The sequence below is a fragment of the Allobosea sp. P4_E12 genome (assembly GCF_056401655.1).
This window is the reverse complement of sequence record NZ_JBFUIY010000013.1, coordinates 184,063-200,357: the sequence shown is the minus strand read 5'-3', so window position 1 is coordinate 200,357 and position 16,295 is coordinate 184,063. Positions and strand designations below refer to the sequence as shown.

At 63.7% G+C, this 16,295-nt stretch carries 16 protein-coding genes and 1 pseudogene; 13 read left to right on the top strand and 4 right to left on the bottom strand.

All coding sequences use genetic code 11. From position 1 onward, the window contains the following. Window positions 1-193 (top strand): beta-barrel domain-containing protein (locus tag AC1DW9_RS18600; RefSeq protein WP_476855149.1); only part of this gene is annotated, 193 nt, incomplete at its 5' end. A gap of 38 nt (window positions 194-231) precedes the next feature. Here the strand turns inward: AC1DW9_RS18600 and AC1DW9_RS18595 are convergent. Together AC1DW9_RS18595 and AC1DW9_RS18590 are read right to left on the bottom strand one after the other, a co-directional pair. Beyond that, on the bottom strand, window positions 232-1,638 hold the full coding sequence (locus AC1DW9_RS18595; protein ID WP_476777195.1) for a heavy metal sensor histidine kinase: 1,407 nt from the start codon (window positions 1,636-1,638) through the stop codon (window positions 232-234). A 16-nt stretch (window positions 1,639-1,654) separates the two neighbouring features. Continuing rightward, window positions 1,655-2,320 carry a heavy metal response regulator transcription factor gene (locus tag AC1DW9_RS18590; protein WP_476777194.1) on the bottom strand — a complete coding sequence of 222 codons (666 nt, stop codon included), beginning with the start codon at window positions 2,318-2,320 and terminating at the stop codon, window positions 1,655-1,657. A gap of 563 nt (window positions 2,321-2,883) precedes the next feature. Between AC1DW9_RS18590 and AC1DW9_RS18585 the strand changes: the two genes are divergently transcribed. Beyond that, window positions 2,884-3,561 (top strand): LuxR C-terminal-related transcriptional regulator, encoded by a 678-nt coding sequence (locus AC1DW9_RS18585; protein ID WP_441506934.1) that lies wholly within the window; start codon window positions 2,884-2,886, stop codon window positions 3,559-3,561. A gap of 330 nt (window positions 3,562-3,891) precedes the next feature. Beyond that, complete coding sequence (locus AC1DW9_RS18580; protein WP_476777193.1) at window positions 3,892-4,632, top strand: class I SAM-dependent methyltransferase; 741 nt, start codon at window positions 3,892-3,894, stop codon at window positions 4,630-4,632. Window positions 4,633-4,685: 53 nt separating this feature from the next. Here the strand turns inward: AC1DW9_RS18580 and AC1DW9_RS18575 are convergent, their stop codons facing one another. Further along, on the bottom strand, window positions 4,686-5,162 hold the full coding sequence (locus tag AC1DW9_RS18575) for a GNAT family N-acetyltransferase (RefSeq protein ID WP_476777192.1): 477 nt from the start codon (window positions 5,160-5,162) through the stop codon (window positions 4,686-4,688). Window positions 5,163-5,746: 584 nt separating this feature from the next. Here AC1DW9_RS18575 and AC1DW9_RS18570 point away from each other — a divergent pair. The 9 genes and pseudogenes from AC1DW9_RS18570 to AC1DW9_RS18530 all read left to right on the top strand — a co-directional run bounded on the left by AC1DW9_RS18570 (window position 5,747) and on the right by AC1DW9_RS18530 (window position 14,060). Next, window positions 5,747-6,664 (top strand): MBL fold metallo-hydrolase, encoded by a 918-nt coding sequence (locus AC1DW9_RS18570; RefSeq protein ID WP_441506931.1) that lies wholly within the window; start codon window positions 5,747-5,749, stop codon window positions 6,662-6,664. A gap of 147 nt (window positions 6,665-6,811) precedes the next feature. Continuing rightward, on the top strand, window positions 6,812-7,564 hold the full coding sequence (locus tag AC1DW9_RS18565; RefSeq protein ID WP_476777191.1) for an SDR family oxidoreductase: 753 nt from the start codon (window positions 6,812-6,814) through the stop codon (window positions 7,562-7,564). Between the two features lie 62 nt (window positions 7,565-7,626). Then, window positions 7,627-8,052 carry a cupin domain-containing protein gene (locus tag AC1DW9_RS18560; RefSeq protein ID WP_441506929.1) on the top strand — a complete coding sequence of 142 codons (426 nt, stop codon included), beginning with the start codon at window positions 7,627-7,629 and terminating at the stop codon, window positions 8,050-8,052. Between the two features lie 112 nt (window positions 8,053-8,164). Then, window positions 8,165-9,112, top strand: a complete 948-nt coding sequence (locus AC1DW9_RS18555) for a mechanosensitive ion channel family protein (protein ID WP_476777190.1) — start codon at window positions 8,165-8,167, stop codon at window positions 9,110-9,112. Window positions 9,113-9,423: 311 nt separating this feature from the next. Next, a pseudogene (locus tag AC1DW9_RS18550) lies at window positions 9,424-10,434 on the top strand (PAS domain-containing protein); the annotation flags it as partial. Continuing rightward, entirely contained in the window at window positions 10,408-12,354 is a 1,947-nt protein-coding gene (locus tag AC1DW9_RS18545; RefSeq protein ID WP_476855151.1) for a PAS domain-containing protein, read from the top strand. The pseudogene AC1DW9_RS18550 and the gene AC1DW9_RS18545, both read left to right, overlap by 27 nt. Further along, entirely contained in the window at window positions 12,344-12,985 is a 642-nt protein-coding gene (locus tag AC1DW9_RS18540) for a response regulator transcription factor (protein ID WP_476777188.1), read from the top strand. Before AC1DW9_RS18545 ends, AC1DW9_RS18540 begins: the two co-directional genes overlap by 11 nt. A 2-nt stretch (window positions 12,986-12,987) precedes the next feature. After that, the gene (locus AC1DW9_RS18535; protein ID WP_069881415.1) at window positions 12,988-13,350 is read left to right on the top strand and encodes a response regulator; all 363 of its coding nucleotides are present in this window, start codon (window positions 12,988-12,990) and stop codon (window positions 13,348-13,350) included. Window positions 13,351-13,367: 17 nt separating this feature from the next. Beyond that, window positions 13,368-14,060: a response regulator transcription factor gene (locus tag AC1DW9_RS18530; RefSeq protein ID WP_441506926.1), complete on the top strand. Its 693-nt coding sequence runs from the start codon at window positions 13,368-13,370 to the stop codon at window positions 14,058-14,060. A gap of 144 nt (window positions 14,061-14,204) precedes the next feature. Here the strand turns inward: AC1DW9_RS18530 and AC1DW9_RS18525 are convergent, their stop codons facing one another. Beyond that, complete coding sequence (locus AC1DW9_RS18525; RefSeq protein WP_476777186.1) at window positions 14,205-14,954, bottom strand: SDR family NAD(P)-dependent oxidoreductase; 750 nt, start codon at window positions 14,952-14,954, stop codon at window positions 14,205-14,207. 427 nt (window positions 14,955-15,381) lie between these two features. Here AC1DW9_RS18525 and AC1DW9_RS18520 point away from each other — a divergent pair, with 427 nt between their 5' ends. After that, the gene (locus AC1DW9_RS18520) at window positions 15,382-16,212 is read left to right on the top strand and encodes an alpha/beta fold hydrolase (RefSeq protein WP_476777185.1); all 831 of its coding nucleotides are present in this window, start codon (window positions 15,382-15,384) and stop codon (window positions 16,210-16,212) included. Window positions 16,213-16,295: the final 83 nt, after the last annotated feature.

Here is a 16,295-nt window from a genome sequence, read left to right as displayed (position 1 = left end):
CCCCACCACCGGCGCCAATTTCTACACCGGCGAGATCCAGATCGACGGCGATCTCGTCGCCGCCCTCGGCGACCGCAAGCTCCAGCCCGGAATGCCGGTCGAGGTCTTCATCACCACCGAGGAACGCACCGCGCTCTCGTTCCTGACGAAACCCTTCGCAGACCACGCCAACAGGATCTTCAAGGAGAGGTGAGGCGACCGGGACACGTCTCCGCTCAAGCGCCGCGATCACTAGCCATGCGCGCGCATCGAGGCCGGAAACGTCATGCTGAAACGCGTGCCGGCGCCTTTGGTACTGACGACCGCAATCAGGCCGTGATGCATGGCCACGATGCTTTTCGTGATCGACAGTCCAAGGCCGAGCCGTCGCTCGGAGCTCGATCGGGAGCGGTCGCCGCGGAAGAAGCGATCGAAGACGTAGGGCAGGTCCTCAGCCTCGATGCCGTCGCCGCCATCGGCGACAGCGACGACCACGCTGTCGCCGTCGCGATGGGCTGTGATGTCGATGAACTGGCCAGGTGGCGTATGCGACAGGGCGTTGCTCAAGAGATTGCTCAAGGCTCGCCTGAGCAGCATGGCGTGGCCCACGATCACGAGCTCGGGATCGGTTCTGATCTGGAGCTCGATGCCCTTCTCCTGGGCCAGCGCCGAATAGAACTCGTGCACGTTTGCGATTTCTTCGGCGAGGCGCACGGGCTCCATCTGAAGTTGGACCTCGTCGCTGTCCGCCCTGGCCAGAAAGAGAAGATTGTCGACGATCTGCGCCATCGTCTGCATGTCGTCTCGCGTGTTCTCCAGAACGTCGCGATAGGAGGCCTCGTCGCGCGATTTCGAGAGCGCCACCTCGACATTCAGCAGCATGCGATTGATGGGGCTGCGCAGTTCATGGGCGACGTTGTCGGCATATTGCCGGAGACGCGAATAGGCGCCCTCGAGCCGGTCGAGCATATGGTTGAATTCCAGGCCGAGATGGGCCAACTCCGTCGGCAGGCCGGCCGTGACGAGGCGCTCATTCGCCGTCGCGCGCTCGATGCTCGCGGTTGCGTGGATCACGCGCCGCAGCGGCGAGAGCTGTCGCCGGATGATGAACCAGCCCACCAGGGCGCATAATGCGCCGGACAGCAGGATCACCGTAACGAGCACGTCCCTGAAGCGGTCGATCGCCATGTCATCGAGTGTCGTATCCATGGCGACCTGGACGACGGTGTCCTTTGGCCAGCCTTCCGCCTGCAGCGGCACAAGCGCGCTGTGCGCCCGAAACCTGAAGCCGTTTTCAGTAATGGTTTCATAATGGGGCGTTGCACCGGGGGCTGGCGTCTGGAAGCGCGTGGCCGGTAGCCGCTTGTCCATGTCCGGTGTCGTCAGCACCAGGTCCGGAAGATTCGTCAACACACGGATCAGAACCTGGCGGGGCCCATCGGCTGCCTCGCTCAGCTCGTGCGCGATCATGGCGGTGTCGGGCTTGGACGTCTGCAGGAGAGACCGTATTTCGATGAGGTGCTGCTCGAGAACCTGATCCTCCGTCCACTGCACGGTCGCGCGGACGGCATCGTACAGGACGAAGGCGGCCACCAGGACCAAAGTGAAGGCCGAGGCGCAGAACCAGGCCGTCAGGCGGCCTGCGATCGATGCCGGCACGCAGCGGCTCAGCAGGCTACTGGATGACATAGCCGCGCCCGCGGATGGTGTGGATCAGCTTGCGGGGAAAGGGGTCGTCGATCTTCTGTCGCAGGCGGCGGATGTTGACGTCCACGACATTGCTGTCGCAGTCGAACATCATGTCCCAGACCTTGTCGGCAATGAAGGTTCGAGACAGCACATCGCCGCGATGGCGCAGGAGCAGTTCGAGCAGCAGGATTTCCTTGGGCGAAACCGGGATCGGCGTGCCGCCGCGAGTGACCTTGTGGCGCTGGGGATCGACCTTCAGATCATCGAATTGCAGGATTTCGGCAGGAAGGGAACTGGCCCGGCGCAAGACTGTCCGGACGCGTGCAAGGAGTTCCGCGAAGGCGAATGGCTTTGTCAGGTAATCGTCAGCGCCCAGAGTCAGGCCCTTGACGCGCTTTTCGATCGCATCCTGCGCCGTCAGCATCAGGATCGGCATGCGCTGGTCGGCCTGCTTCAATACCTGCAGCACCTGCCAGCCATCCATGCCGGGCAGGTTCACGTCGAGGATGACGATATCGTAGCGTCCACCCGGGGCTTCCGTGACGGCGTCCAGGCCGTCATGGACCATGTCGGCGACAAAGCCTTCCTCGATGAAGGCCTTGCGCAGGATCGCCGCGGTGCGGACGTCATCTTCGACGATCAGGAGTTTCAACTGTGCGCAGCCCTCCTGTGCACTCCTGAAGGCTGGCGAAGACGCTGCCGCGGCCCATTGCGAAATGCTACGCCACTGTAGCACAAAATGAACCGCGCGCTTTACGAACTTTGGGAGTGGTTAGTCTCGTCGTTCGCCTGCGAAAACCATGCGCTTGCCTCAGGGCCGCACTGCGCGGCTTGAAAGCGCAGTTCTGGGGCAGAATAAAGCCTCCTCTTCGGTCCTCGCGAAAATGACAGTTCTGTTAACTGGGCGTCATCGATGCGTCATTTCGCGTTCGCTAGCCTGCAATTCATAGCCAGGTGCCTGTGTCGCGTGCGTACTGAAGTCATTCTGATCAAGCCGCAGTTTGTATTCTAGCGGCGTTCGCCGGCAATCAGAACTTCAGCCACACTCTGACCAAAAGCATTTTCACGCTTGAGGAGGTATTCCTTGGAATCTTGGTATATATGGTAATCTTGCGAGATGAATTTATAAGTAAAATTCGCTATATTATGATATTAAAATGAAATTGCACATCAGTAATAGACAATATTGCTTCGGGGTAATAAATCTATGGGGGCATGGTCATGGCGGACCGATCGATCGCTATAGTCGATGATCACCCGATGTTGATGGAGGGGATCGCTGCGTTTCTGAAGCAACGGGGCGGTTTCGCGCTCGCCGCGACCGGGAATGCTGCGGACGATATCGTCTCTATCACCTGCACCCATCAGCCCGATGATATGATCGTCGATCTGGGCATGGCAGGGGATGTTTTCAAGGCGATTGCGGAGGCATCCAGGATCTCCCCCAAGACGAAGATCATCGTGTTCACGGCGTCGGCCAGCACGGATGATGCGATCGGGGCCCTTGATGCCGGGGCGAAGGGCTATGTCCTGAAAGGCGGCCCGGGAGACGACCTCATTCAGGCCCTTCAATGCGCGCAGCGGAACGATGTCTATGTCAGTCCCTCGTTCGCGACCAAGCTGATCTGCGCCTTGAAGGACAAGGCGCTCGAACGACAGAAGCCGGCCTGCAACAGGCTCAGCGTCCGCGAGGAGCAGATCGTCAGGCTCCTGCTTTGCGGGATGATGAACAGCGAGATCGCGCGCGAGCTTTCGCTCAGCAACAAGACCGTAAAGAGCCACATGACCACGCTGATGGCCAAGCTGAACGCCCATAATCGCCTGGAGGCGCTCATCGCCGCGCAGAAACTGGTTGCTGCGTCGAGCATCCCGGCCAGCCGATTCCGCCTGTGAAGGACGTCGGGTCCGACCGGCTTTACCAAGGCTGACCGGGTTGGGGCGTCGCGGAAACCCATACCTACCCATCGGTGGCCGATGTGAAGCCTGATGCCCTGCTGCCGATCCGAGGCGGCAGCGCATGGCGCAGGGCGGAGCGACGATTTCGGATCGGAATTCTGGCGACGCGGTTCGACCTGATCCCCGATCTGCCAGGGGCGGGCAATCACAGGCTGGCGCCTGATGAGACGTCAGCTTGCGAACCGGAATCGAAGAGGCAGGATCGCCCGTTGCGGGCCTGGCTCGTCGCCTTCATCATGCGCTCCGACAACGGGAGCAGCACTGAACATGGTCGATCGAGCGCTCTACGATGATCCTCTGGTCAGCGTTGCCTATGGCAAACTGCGATCCCGACCAGGGCGTCCCAATGAGGTTATCGAGCAGCCCGCGCTCCTATCGCTGATGCCTCCGCTTCAAGGAAAGGATGTCGTTGACCTGGGTTGCGGTACCGGCGGCTTGGCACGATTGGCTCTCGGACAAGACGTGCGTTCGGTGAAGGCCTTCGACGCTTCGGAGCAGATGATCCAAGAGGCGATCAAGCTCGGTGGCGACGCTCGTGCGCATTACGTGATAAGCCGGATTGAGGATGTCGAGCTTCCCGATCGCAGCGCTGATGTCGTCGTTAGCGGACTTGCTCTGCACTACATCCATGACTTCGTGACACTGTCGATACGTGTCAGAGGGTGGTTGAGAGAAGGAGGAAGCTTCATTTTCTCTGTTGAGCACCCGATTATGACGTGCGCCTCCCGGCAATGGGCCGAGGCGGCTGACGGCACCCGGCAGCATTGGCCGGTGGATCGCTATCTTGATGAGGGACCGCGGCTTGTACGCTGGCTCGGTGCCGACACGCCAAGGGAACATCGTACCGTCGCCAGCTACGTAAATGCCCTGATCGACGCTGGCTTGATCATCCATCGGCTCCTCGAACCTGGGCCCGATCCTGCTTCATTGCAGCAATGGCCGAAGCTGGCTGACCATGTCCGGCGCCCAACGTTTCTGATCATTCGAGCTGATCATCCGGTGGCCTGACGCGGTCCGGCCTGCCGCAAAAGTATCCACCACTGGTGCGGCCGAACCCGGGTTCACGCAGGGCTGCGCGGAGCCGATCGCTCCAGGAAGCCATGGGTCTCGGAACGCCCTGTCTCCGCAAAGCCATGCCTGAGATAGAGCGAGCGAACCGGGTTCCAGTGGAGGTGTTCCAGCCGCACGGGCAGGGCAAGCGCGTCCGCGAGCGCAAGGCAATGACGCAGAATGGCCGTGCCCGAGCCCTGTCCGTGAAAGGCCGGCAGGAGATAGAATTCGCCGAACCGGACATGATCCGGCATCACCATCAGGGATAGCGTCCCGATCGACTGGCCGGCGCGCCTGATCAGGAAGAACGGCTTGTCCTCGACGCGGCGCTGGTGAAGGCCCCGTTGGAATGCCTCGTCCCAGGGCCAGCGGCGACGGATATGAGGCCCCATCGCTTCGCGCTTGGCCTCGAAGGCGAAGTCGCTGGCCTCCTGGGTCCGGGGCAGGCGCGGAAAGGCGTAGTCAGGCGGAAGATCGGGCAGGTCCATGAGGCTGAAGCCTAGCGCTATTTCAGGGTTGTCTGGAGTGGGTGATCCTGCCTTTTGCCGGGCGTCAGGGAGATACTGACGCGTTGGTGGCCGATGTGAAGCCCGACGCCGTGTTGCCGATCCGAGGCGGCAGCGCATGATGCAGGGGTGAGCGACGGTTTCAGATCGGAATTCTGCCGCGAAGCTTTGCCTGAGGACGCTGCTCATCTGATCCTGGCGTAACTGAAACAGTCCCGTGGCTCGTCGCTGATGTTCGGATGAACGGTCCAAAGTCGGAGAAGGGCTTCGCGCTTGAGCCCTGCCTTCTCCATCACCCGGGCCGAGCCAAGGTTGGCGGCGCGCTCCCGGAAGCCAGGGGTCGACGCCGCGTCTAACGCTCCGGCTTGCGTTCCGGCGATCGCCATTCGCGACCGATGGTCCGCCGCCGTGTCGCAGAATTCGCCCAGTATTCGACACCCCGTCAGCTGGTGCGGACCTATAACATGGTATGGTTCACCCTATCCTCAGACCCAATCGACCGCTTGGACAGCTCAACCTAGCGTCGTCGATACCGTGAATGGAACGGTGGTCAGTAGGAGACAGACATGAGCCTGGACATCGCCTCACGCCCCGCCAAGCCGGGGCCCGAAGAGTTGGTGCCGTCGCGCTACGCCGTACGGATCGGCGAGATTGACGTGCTGGTGGTCAGCGACGGGGTGCTGCCGCTTCCCACCAAGATGCTGGGACACAACGCCGAGCCGGCCGCGCGGGCAGCCTGGCTGAACGACATGTTCCTGCCGCCCGACGCTTTCGACTGGTCGCTGAACGTGGTCGTGGTCCGCAGTGGCAGCCAGACTATCCTCATCGACGCCGGGCTGGGCCTGGACCCGAACCTGAACCTGCCGCGGGCCGGGCAGCTGGTCAGGCGACTGGAGGCGGCCGGCATCGATCTCGCGTCGGTCACCGACGTGGTGCTGACCCATATGCACATGGACCATATCGGCGGGCTCCTCGTCGACGGGGTGAAGGACCGGCTGCGTCCGGACCTGCGGATCCATGTGGCGGCCGCCGAGGTGAAGTTTTGGGAGGCGCCCGACTTCACACACGTCAACATGCCGGCGGGTTTCCCGGATGCGCTTCGGTCGGCCGCCAAGCGGTTCGCGGAAGATTACCGTGAGCAGTTGCGGCCGTTCGATGAGAAGCACGAGGTGGCGCCAGGCGTAGTCGTCCATCGCACCGGCGGCCACACGCCCGGGCACAGCGTCGTCCGCCTGGCATCCGGCGCAGATCGCCTGACATTCGCCGGAGATGCCGTTTTCGCGGTCGGGTTCGACCACCCCGACTGGCACAACGGTTTCGAACACGACCCCGAGGAGGCGGCCCGCGTTCGTGTCCGCCTTTTGACGGAGCTCGCCGCGACCGGCGAGCAGCTGGTGGCCACTCACCTGCCGTTCCCCTCTGTCGGCCGCGTGGCGGTCGAGGGGGATGCCTTCCGCTTCGTCCCGGTCTTCTGGGACTACTGACCACCTTTTGGGGTGGGGCCGAACCAGGGTGTGCAGCCTTCAAGCCCATGCCCGGTTTGGCCGACGAGCCCGGCCTCGATGAGGCCGTTCGCACTTAGGGCCTATCGAACGGCGTGCCGCATGGACGGCCGCGAAAGGAGACATCTCATGAAAATCGTCATTATCGGTGGCACCGGACTGATCGGATCGAAGACCGCGGAGCGACTGCGCAAGAAGGGGCACGAGGTCATTGCGGCCGCCCCCAATACCGGCGTCAATACGATCACCGGGGAAGGTCTGGCGGAGGCCCTCAAGGCGACCGAGGTCGTGATCGACCTCGCGAACTCACCGTCCTTCGAGGACAAGGCCGTGCTCGAATTCTTCCAGGTTTCGGGCAGGAACCTGATGGCTGCGGCAAGGCAAGCCGGCGTGAAGCACCATGTCGCGCTTTCCATCGTCGGCGCCGACCGGCTGCCCGATAGCGGCTATCTCCGCGCCAAGGTCGCGCAGGAAAAGATCGTCAGGGAATCCGGCATTCCCTACACGATCCTGCGGTCCACGCAGTTCCTGGAATTCCTCGGCGGCATCGCCCAGGCCGGCACGGTCGGCGACACGACCCGTCTGTCGACGGGCAATCTGCAGCCGATCGCGTCCGACGATGTCGCCGATTTCGTGGCGGAGGCCGCTCTGGCCGCCCCAGCCAATGGCATCATCGAAATCGCCGGCCCGGAGCGCGCGCGGCTTTGCGATTTCGTCGCGCGTTACCTCAAGGCGATCGGAGACAGCCGCGCCGTCGTTGCAGATCCGGAAGCCCAGTATTTCGGGACCAGATTGGAGGATGGTTCACTCGTCTCCGACGATGAGCCCCGCCTCGGCCGCATCGACTTCGATCGCTGGTTCGCGACAGCGCCGCGAAAGTAACCACCTGCGCATGGGCCTCATCTGAGACGGCCCGGTGCCTGAACCATGAAAGGACTCTGGATATGATCAAGTTGTTAGGGTCTGCGGTCGTGTTGACGGCCCTCCTGTCGGGGCCGGCCCTTGCGCATGACACGCCCGGTGGCGGAAAGGGCGCAAAGGTCACGTTGGTCTATGACCACGTCCTGCCGAACGTGCCCGGCAAGAGCATGAGGGGCGTTCTCGTGGAATACGCTCCGGGCGGCTTTTCGGAGGGCCACACCCATCCGACCTCCGCCTTCATCTACGCGACCGTCCTCGAAGGGGTGATCCGCAGTCAGGTCAATGATGGCCCCGTCAAAGACTATCGGGCCGGCGAAAGCTTTTCGGAGCTGCCGGGAGACCGCCACGGCGTCAGCGAGAATGCCAGCAAGACGCAACCCGCAAAGCTCCTCGCGGTCTTCGTGGTCGATACCGCCCAGCAGGAGCTGACATTCCCGCTCAAGAAATAGAGGGACAGGCCAGGTGGACGATCCGGTTTCCCGATCCGGTTGCACGATCCGGGCGCCCGATCCGGTGCCTGGCCGTCCTTCGACATGACCAACCGCTATCGGTGAATCCCCCATGTTCGGTGATGACCACTTCCTGTCGCTTGTCCTGATCAACGTGCTCGGTGCTGCCGGCATCGTCGTGTGGCACGTTCAGGGCTGCAACCGACCGACCGGTCGCCTGATCGTCCAGATCCTGTTCTTCACCGGCATGAGCCTGATGCTCGGCATTGGAGGCATCGCTCCACATCAGCCCGATCGCATCTACACCGAGGGTTTTGCCGCGTTGCTCGCCAAATCGGCGCTGATCCTCTGGTGGACCCATCTCGCTTGGACGATCATCGGCTTCATCCACATCTATGTCAGGCTCAATCGCAAGCCGCGGGAAGCCCACCTCATCTTGGACATGGCCATTGCCGTCATCTATCTCGGCGTGGCGCTGTCGGTCATGGGTTTCGTCTTCGGCATGCCGATCGCCACCCTGGCGACAACCTCGGGTGTCGTCGCCGTCATCCTGGGCCTGGCGTTGCAGAACACGCTCGGGGATGTCTTTTCCGGCATCGCCCTGACGCTCGGCAAGGCCTATGCGATCGGCGACTGGGTCCAGTTGAGCGACGGCACTGCGGGCCGTGTCACCGAAACCAACTGGCGCTCTACCAACCTGCTGACCGGGGTGAACAATGTCGTCGTGCTGCCGAACAGCGTGCTCGCCAAACAGAGCCTGACCAGCTTGAGCCGCCCTGACGAGTCGCATCTCATCACCTTGAGCCTGCGCTTTGCCGCGGGGCAAAGGCCACGCGTCGTCGAGGACGTCATGCGCTCCGTGCTCGAAACCAGCACCCGGATCGTCAAGGACCCGGCGCCGGCCGTTGTCCTGAAGGCCATCGATGCGGCTGCAATCGAGGTGGAGTTGCAGTTCCGTGTCGCGAGCCTCGCCATGGGGATATCCGCCAGGAACGAGATCATCGACCTGATCTATGACCAATGCGGTGCAAGCGGTCTTTCGCTGGCCATGCCCGCGTAGGCCACAACGGGCCCAGGCGGAAAGCGGCGGCGGGTATCCTGCGCCGGGTGCTGGCGCGCGCTCATCCCCGCCCGGTCCCGGACCCCTGCCTGGACCGGCACGCCCCGGTGGCGTTGCAACGGCAGGAGAGGCGGCTACCCGCTGCGACCGGCCGCTTGCACGGCGACGTGCAAGTCATGGATTTCCATAAGTGCGGCGCAGCCGTCCCAGCGTTAGGTTTCGCTGAGTTTGCCAGCCGTGTCTTCGAGGACTGGTGCTAGTGAAGCTGTGACGGTTTCCAGGCATTCCGTCTCCGGAGGGAGCAGCCGACCATGATCGCAGCGCTTCATCGAACGCCGTCGGCCCTGATCGTCGGGACGCTGGCTCTGGGTCTGTTAGCATGCTGGCTGACCGGAACTCCTTTCGGCCTCCTGGCTCCGCTCGGTGCAGTCTTTCTCTATGCGCGCGGCTATCTGCTTGTGGCGCTCTGGGCCGCGCTGCTCACCGCCTTTGCCGGTGCGACCGTCGCCGCCCTGCTATACCCGGGCGCCATACGGGAGGCCGCGCTGTCGCTCGGGGCATTCCTCCTGGTTGCCGCTTGCATCGGCGCGCTCGTCTTCCCCGAGCCCACCAGCCGCAGCGCTCGGATCGGGACAGCACTGCGGCAGGCGCCTGGCCGTCCGGACGGGATCGGAGCCGCTCCGGGCGTATCGATCGAGAGCGCCGTCCACCCGGAAGACAGGGCTGCGATCGCACAGGCGGCGGCCTACGCATTCTGGACCGGCGTGCCCCAGGTGACGAGCTATCGGCTGCGCCAGTTGGACGGCAGCTATCGCTGGACTGAACTCCGTGCCGAGCCGGGCTATGGCGTCAGCGTGAATGTCGACGCCATGGTCTCCAGGCCGGGCGACCGCTGGACCATCGCGCAATCCCTCGGCGAGACTGTGGACGCGGTCAGCGCAGCCAAGGTGATCGAGAGCCTGCACGGCAAGGCCTGGGCTTTCGACGCGATGGGCAAGTTCACCTATGTGACTCCCGCCGCCCAGATCGCCATCGACATGGCCCTGGAGGATCTCAACCGCCGCCTCGGCGAGCGCGAATTCATCGATGGCGGCGAGGCCGGCTGGATGCGCGGTGTCCATCCCGAGGATGTCGACAGGGCCGCCTCGACCCTGCGCCATTGTCTGAAGACGGGAGAGCCGTGGAACATCGAGTACCGGATGCTGCGCGCGACCGGACATTATGTCTGGCACCGCATCTCGGCGCGGCCGACGCGGGATGGCGAGGGGCGCATCACGGGCTGGTTCGGCACCTCGATCGACATCGACGTCTACAAGAAGACCGAGGCCGCCCTGCGCGAGAGGGAGCAGCATCTCGCGCAGTTGATCGACACGGTCCCGGCCATGATCTGGAGCATGACGGCGGAAGGCCGGCCCGCCTATCTCAACAAGCGGATGATGGAGGTGACTGGCGCCACGCTCGAGACGGTCACGGCGCCGGATGGGGCTCTCTCGTTGAGGAAGATGATCCACCCCAATTTTCTGGAACTGGCAGAACAGACCTTCATCAAATCCGTCACGACGGGGACGCCCTACAATATCAAATACCTTCAGCATCGAGCCGACGGCAGCTATCGATGGACTGAAACGCGTGCGGAAGCCCTGCGTGACGACGCAGGCAAGATCGTCCGCTGGTACGGCGTATCCGTCGATATCCATGACCTGATCACCACGCAGACGGAGCTGCACCTCCGGAAGCAGGAACTGACGCGGCTGGTCGATCTGGTGCCGAGCTTCCTCTGGCGGTTGACGCCCGCCGGGGAGCCGAATTTCTTCAACCGCCGCTTCCTCGATTTCCTGGGTCTTGACGAAGGCGGTCTTGAACAGCCCCAGACGGAGCCTTACGCGGCAGCCCTGAAGGCCGCCATCCATCCCGACGACGCCGAGCGTCTATGGGCCGAACTGAAGCAATGCCTGCTCTGCGGCCGACCTTTCTCGATGCGCTACCGCCTGCGCCGCCATGATGGTGTCTATCGCTGGATGGACGGACGCGCGGAGCCGCTGCGCGATGAAGGCGGCAGCATCATCCAGTGGCACGGCCTGTCCCACGACATCGACGATCAGCTTCGGGTGGAGGAGGCGCTCAGGGAGAGCGAACGTTCGCTGCGTCAGCTGGTCGAGACGCTGCCGGCCCTCATCTACTGCGCCGCACCGAACGGCGAGCCGATCTATCGAAGCGAGAAGCTGCGCGAATTTCTCGGCTTCGGGCTCGGGGACAAGGATGAGGAGGGCAAGACACGACTGGCCGGTACCCTGGAGACGATCATCCATCCCGACGACCTCCCCGACGTCAAAGAGAAATATGGGTTCTCGCTGGCGACGGGCTCCTCCTATGCGATGAAACACCGCCTCCGCCGGGCGGATGGCGCGTATCGCTGGGTCGAGACGCGAACCGCGGCGATGCGAAATGTCGAGGGGGAGATCGTCCAGTGGAACGGCATCTGCTTCGAGATCGAAGATCAGGTGCGCGCACAGGAAGCGCTGACATTGACGCAGGAACGCCTGGCGCGCGCAGCCCAGGCCGCAAGCCTTGCGGAGCTCTCCGCCTCGATTGCCCATGAGGTCAACCAGCCGCTCGCCGCCGTGGTCGCCAATTCCCATGCCTGCCAGCGCTGGCTCACCTCGGACCCGCCCAATCTGGAGCGGGCGCAGAAGACCGTCGAGCGCATCATCCGCGATGCGAATTCCGCGTCCGACGTCGTCGGTCGGGTCCGCGCCCTGTTCAGGCAGACGGGCGAGGCGCGAAACCCCTGCCAGCTCGGCACCATTCTCGAAGAGGCCCGGGGCTTGATGACGGAAGAGGCGGCCCGGCGCCGCATCCGCATCGAGATCGACGTCGAGGCCGGGCTTCCGCCGCTGGACCTGGACCGGGTCCAGATCCAGCAGGTTCTCGTCAACCTGATCCGCAACGGCCTGGAGGCGATGGAGCCTGCGCAGCGCGGGGTGCTTCGCATCCGCTGCCTGCGCGCCGACGATCTCATCCGTACCGAAGTCCGGGACACGGGCGAGGGTATCGGTGCGCCCGAAAAGGTGTTCGAGCCGTTCTTCTCAACGAAACCCAATGGAATGGGCATGGGCTTGGCCATCTCTAGAACAATCATCGAAACCCATGGCGGACGTCTCTGGGCCGAGAACAATCAGCCCGGCGGGGCGACGTTCATCTTCACCCTGCCCGTTGAAACGAAGGCGGATCATGACCGCTGACGATATGATCGTGTTCATTGTCGACGACGACGCCGCTCTCCGGGAGGCGCTGGGCGAGCTGCTGGCGGCAAACGGCGTCCGGTCCATCCCGTTCGAGACGGCTGGCGACTATATCGGCGCGGACAAGCCTGATCTCCCGGCCTGCCTGATCCTCGACGTCGAGCTTCCCGATATCAACGGGCTCGCGCTGCAAAGGCAGATCGCACAGGGTAATCATCCGCCGATCGTGTTCATCACGGGGCATGGCGACATTCCGTCCTCGGTCGCCGCCATCAAGCATGGCGCCGTCGATTTCCTGACCAAGCCCTTCAGCGATGTGGCGCTCATGAGCGCGATCCGCGCGGCGATCGCGCAGGATCTGGAAACCAGGGCGAAGCGCGGCGAACTCGCACTCCTGAGGCAGCGCTATCGCGAGCTCTCCCCTCGGGAGCGCGAAGTCCTTCCGCTCGTGGTGAGCGGGCTCCTCAACAAGCAGGCGGCGGCCGCGCTCGGCATCAGCGAAGTCACCCTTCAAATCCACAGAAGGAACGTCATGCAGAAAATGTCGGTGTCATCGCTCGCCGACCTGGTGCGAATTGCGGAGCGGTTGGAAATCCCGATCCAGCATTCGCGCCGGATGGGAGGAGCCTGAGCGTGAGCAAGCAGAGACATGTCGTGGCCGTGGTCGATGACGATCCGAGATTGCTCGAGTCGCTCGAAGACCTGCTCGAGTCGGCCGGCTATGCGGTTCGCAGCTTCCCCTCCGCGGCAGGGCTGATCGGGGCGGGCCTCTCCGGGTTGGATCTCCTCATCACGGATATCGGAATGCCGGGGATGGACGGCTTCGAGCTGCGTGACCTCGTAAACCGGGAACGCCCGAACCTGCCGGTCTTTCTCATCACCGGGCGCCACGAGATTGCCGGGCAGATCAGGGCGCGCGCCGTGGAGAGCTTCTTCTGCAAGCCCTTCGACGGCCAGGCCCTGCTCACGGCGATCGCCAGAGCCTTGCGTCAATAGAGAGGTGGAAGGTGGACATGATCGTTGACCGCTCGCTTGCCCGAAATTCCGTGCCGCGCTCGGCCCAGCGCCAGGCCGAGGCGGAGCAGCCCCTCGTCATCATCGTCGATGACGACGCTTCGGTGCGAGAAGCGTTGTCCGAGCTGATGCTGTCGGCCGGCTTCCAGGCGGTGTCGTTTGGATCGACACAGGCCTTGCTGGAGACCGGCGCACTCGACAAGCCGGGGTGCCTGATCCTCGACGTGCGCATGCCCGGCTCCAGCGGGCTCGACCTCCAGCGCCAGCTGACAGCGAATGGACATCCCAAGCCGATCATCTTCCTGACCGCGCATGGCGACATCCCCATGACCGTTCAGGCCATGAAGGCCGGCGCGGTCGACTTCCTGACGAAGCCGGTCCGCGACCAGACGCTACTGGACGCCGTCAGCGCCGCGATTGCGCTGGATGCGGCGCGACGGGCGGAAGCGGCGAGGGTCAAGGGCCATGCCGAGCGCCTGCGGACCCTGACGCCGCGGGAGCGCGAGATCATTCAGGAGGTCGCGCGCGGCCGTCTCAACAAGCAGATCGCCTTCGACCTCGGCATCAGCGAGGTAACGGTCAAGCTGCACAGGGGCAACCTGATGCGGAAGATGGAGGTCGCCTCCATCGGCGAACTGATCCGGGCCTGGGAGGCCTTGCCCGTCGGACTGCGCGAGGCGCAGGCGGCCTAGGTGACGCGGAGTTGGAGCGCCGCTCCCGGGGGGAATGGCGGGGATGCTCCAGCCTTGACGAAGGCGAGGGCGCGGCAATCCCGCCGCCGCGCCGCGATCATCGGGATTTTCGGCGCGGGGGAGGGCGTAGGGCCTCTGCGGCGATCAGGTCAGCGAGATGCCGCCATCGACGGCGAGGTTGACGCCCGTGACGAATGCGCCCTCGGCGGAGCAGAGAAAGAGGGCTGCCTGCGCGAGTTCTTCGGCCTTGCCCATCCGGCCGAATGGGATCATCCGTGCGGCCTGCGCTTCGACCTGCGGCTGCGCTTGGGGAGCGACGCCGAGCTTTGCGAGGATCGGTGTGTCGGTCGGGCCGGGGCTGAGCACATTCACGCGGATGCGCCGATCCTTGAACTCCAGCGCCCAGTTGCGGGCGAACGCCTCGATCGCGGCCTTGCTGCCAGCGTAAACCGCGTGGCCCTCCAGCACCTTGCGGCTCGCGACCGAGCTCGTCAGCAGGATCGCGCCGCCATCACGCAGCAAGGGGGCCATCGTCTGCACACCGAAGAAGGTGCCGCGCGCGTTGGTGAGGAATTGCGCGTCATAGTCAGCCATCGTCACGGCGGAGCTGGGCTGAATGCGGATGCCGCCCGCATTCGCCACATAGATATCGGCCTTTCCGAACCGCTCCGCGACCAGCGCGACGACACGCTCATGCGTGACGACATCGGCAATGTCACCGGCAAGGCCGATGACCTGACGCCCCAGTGCCGTGACCGCTTCGTTGACTGCGGTTTCGCGCCGTCCGACGATCACGACCTTCGCGCCTTCGGCTGCGAAGAGGCGCGCCGTCGCGAAGCCGATGCCGCTATTGCCGCCGGTGATCACGGCGATCTTGCTCGACAGTTTTCCCATGTGGACCTCCGTTTGGATGATCCGAAGTTGGGCCGGTCTGCGCTGAAATCAAATCACGCGAAAGGTATTATATCCTATACCTCTGTATAGAGTGGATCGACCTGGGGCGTATTGATCGAGAACGACAATAATTTCAGGATCGAATTGCCTCGAAAACCGCTTGTTGCGTGAGTGATTCTGCGGTTTCGAGGTCGACGGTTCGGGGCATCTGCGATGAATTCGTCTTCCTGAAGTCTTCAGGCCGTCGCTGAATATTTTAGCCTTGGAGGCGTCGATGCCGAACAAAGCCTTTTCCTGCCCGCCCGACCTCACTCGGCGGGATCTCCTGCGCGGCACGGCCGGCATGGCGGCGGCCGGAGCGCTTCCGTTCCCTGCTTTCGCACAACCCGCCATCGCGCGCCCTCACAACAGCAGAAGGAGCCAACGCATGAACTACGTGACGACCAAGGATGGCGTCGAGATCTTCTACAAGGACTGGGGCCCGAAATCGGCCCAGCCGCTTGTCTTTCACCATGGCTGGCCGCTCAGTTCGGACGACTGGGACGCCCAGATGCTCTTCTTCCTGGCGCAGGGCTTCCGGGTCGTCGCTCACGACCGGCGTGGACATGGCCGCTCCAGCCAGGTCAGCGAGGGCCATGACATGGACCATTACGCCGCCGACGCCGCGGCCGTCATCGAGCATCTCGACCTGCGCAACGCCGTTCATATCGGCCACTCCACGGGTGGGGGCGAGGCGACGCGCTATGTCGCGCGCCATGGCCGGAGCCGCACCGCAAAGCTCGTCCTCATCGGCGCGGTCCCGCCGATCATGGTCAAGACGGACCGCAATCCCGGCGGCCTGCCGCTCGAGGTCTTCGACGGCTTTCGGCGGAGCCTCGCCGCCAATCGCAGCGCGTTCTACACCGATCTCGCGGCGGGTCCGTTCTACGGCTTCAATCGGGCCGGGGTCGAGGCGGATCCCAGCCTCGTCCAGAACTGGTGGCGCCAGGGCATGATGGGCGCTGCCAAGGCGCAGCATGACGGCATCAAGGCCTTTTCCGAAACCGATTTCACCGAGGACCTCAAGGTGATCGAGGCGCCGGCTCTTGTCATGCATGGCGATGACGATCAGGTCGTCCCGATCGGCGCCAGCGCACCGCTTTCGGCCAAGCTGCTGAAGCGGGCGACGTTGAATATCTACAACAAGTTGCCGCACGGCATGGCGACCACCCACGCCGATATTGTCAACAAGGACATCCTCGCATTCATCCGAGGTTGACGATCGAGGACGAGGCGGCGAACGAAACCGCCTCGTCCTCATTGCAGTCCCCGGGCGTCAGGCGTGGCTCTCCGAAGCCGGGC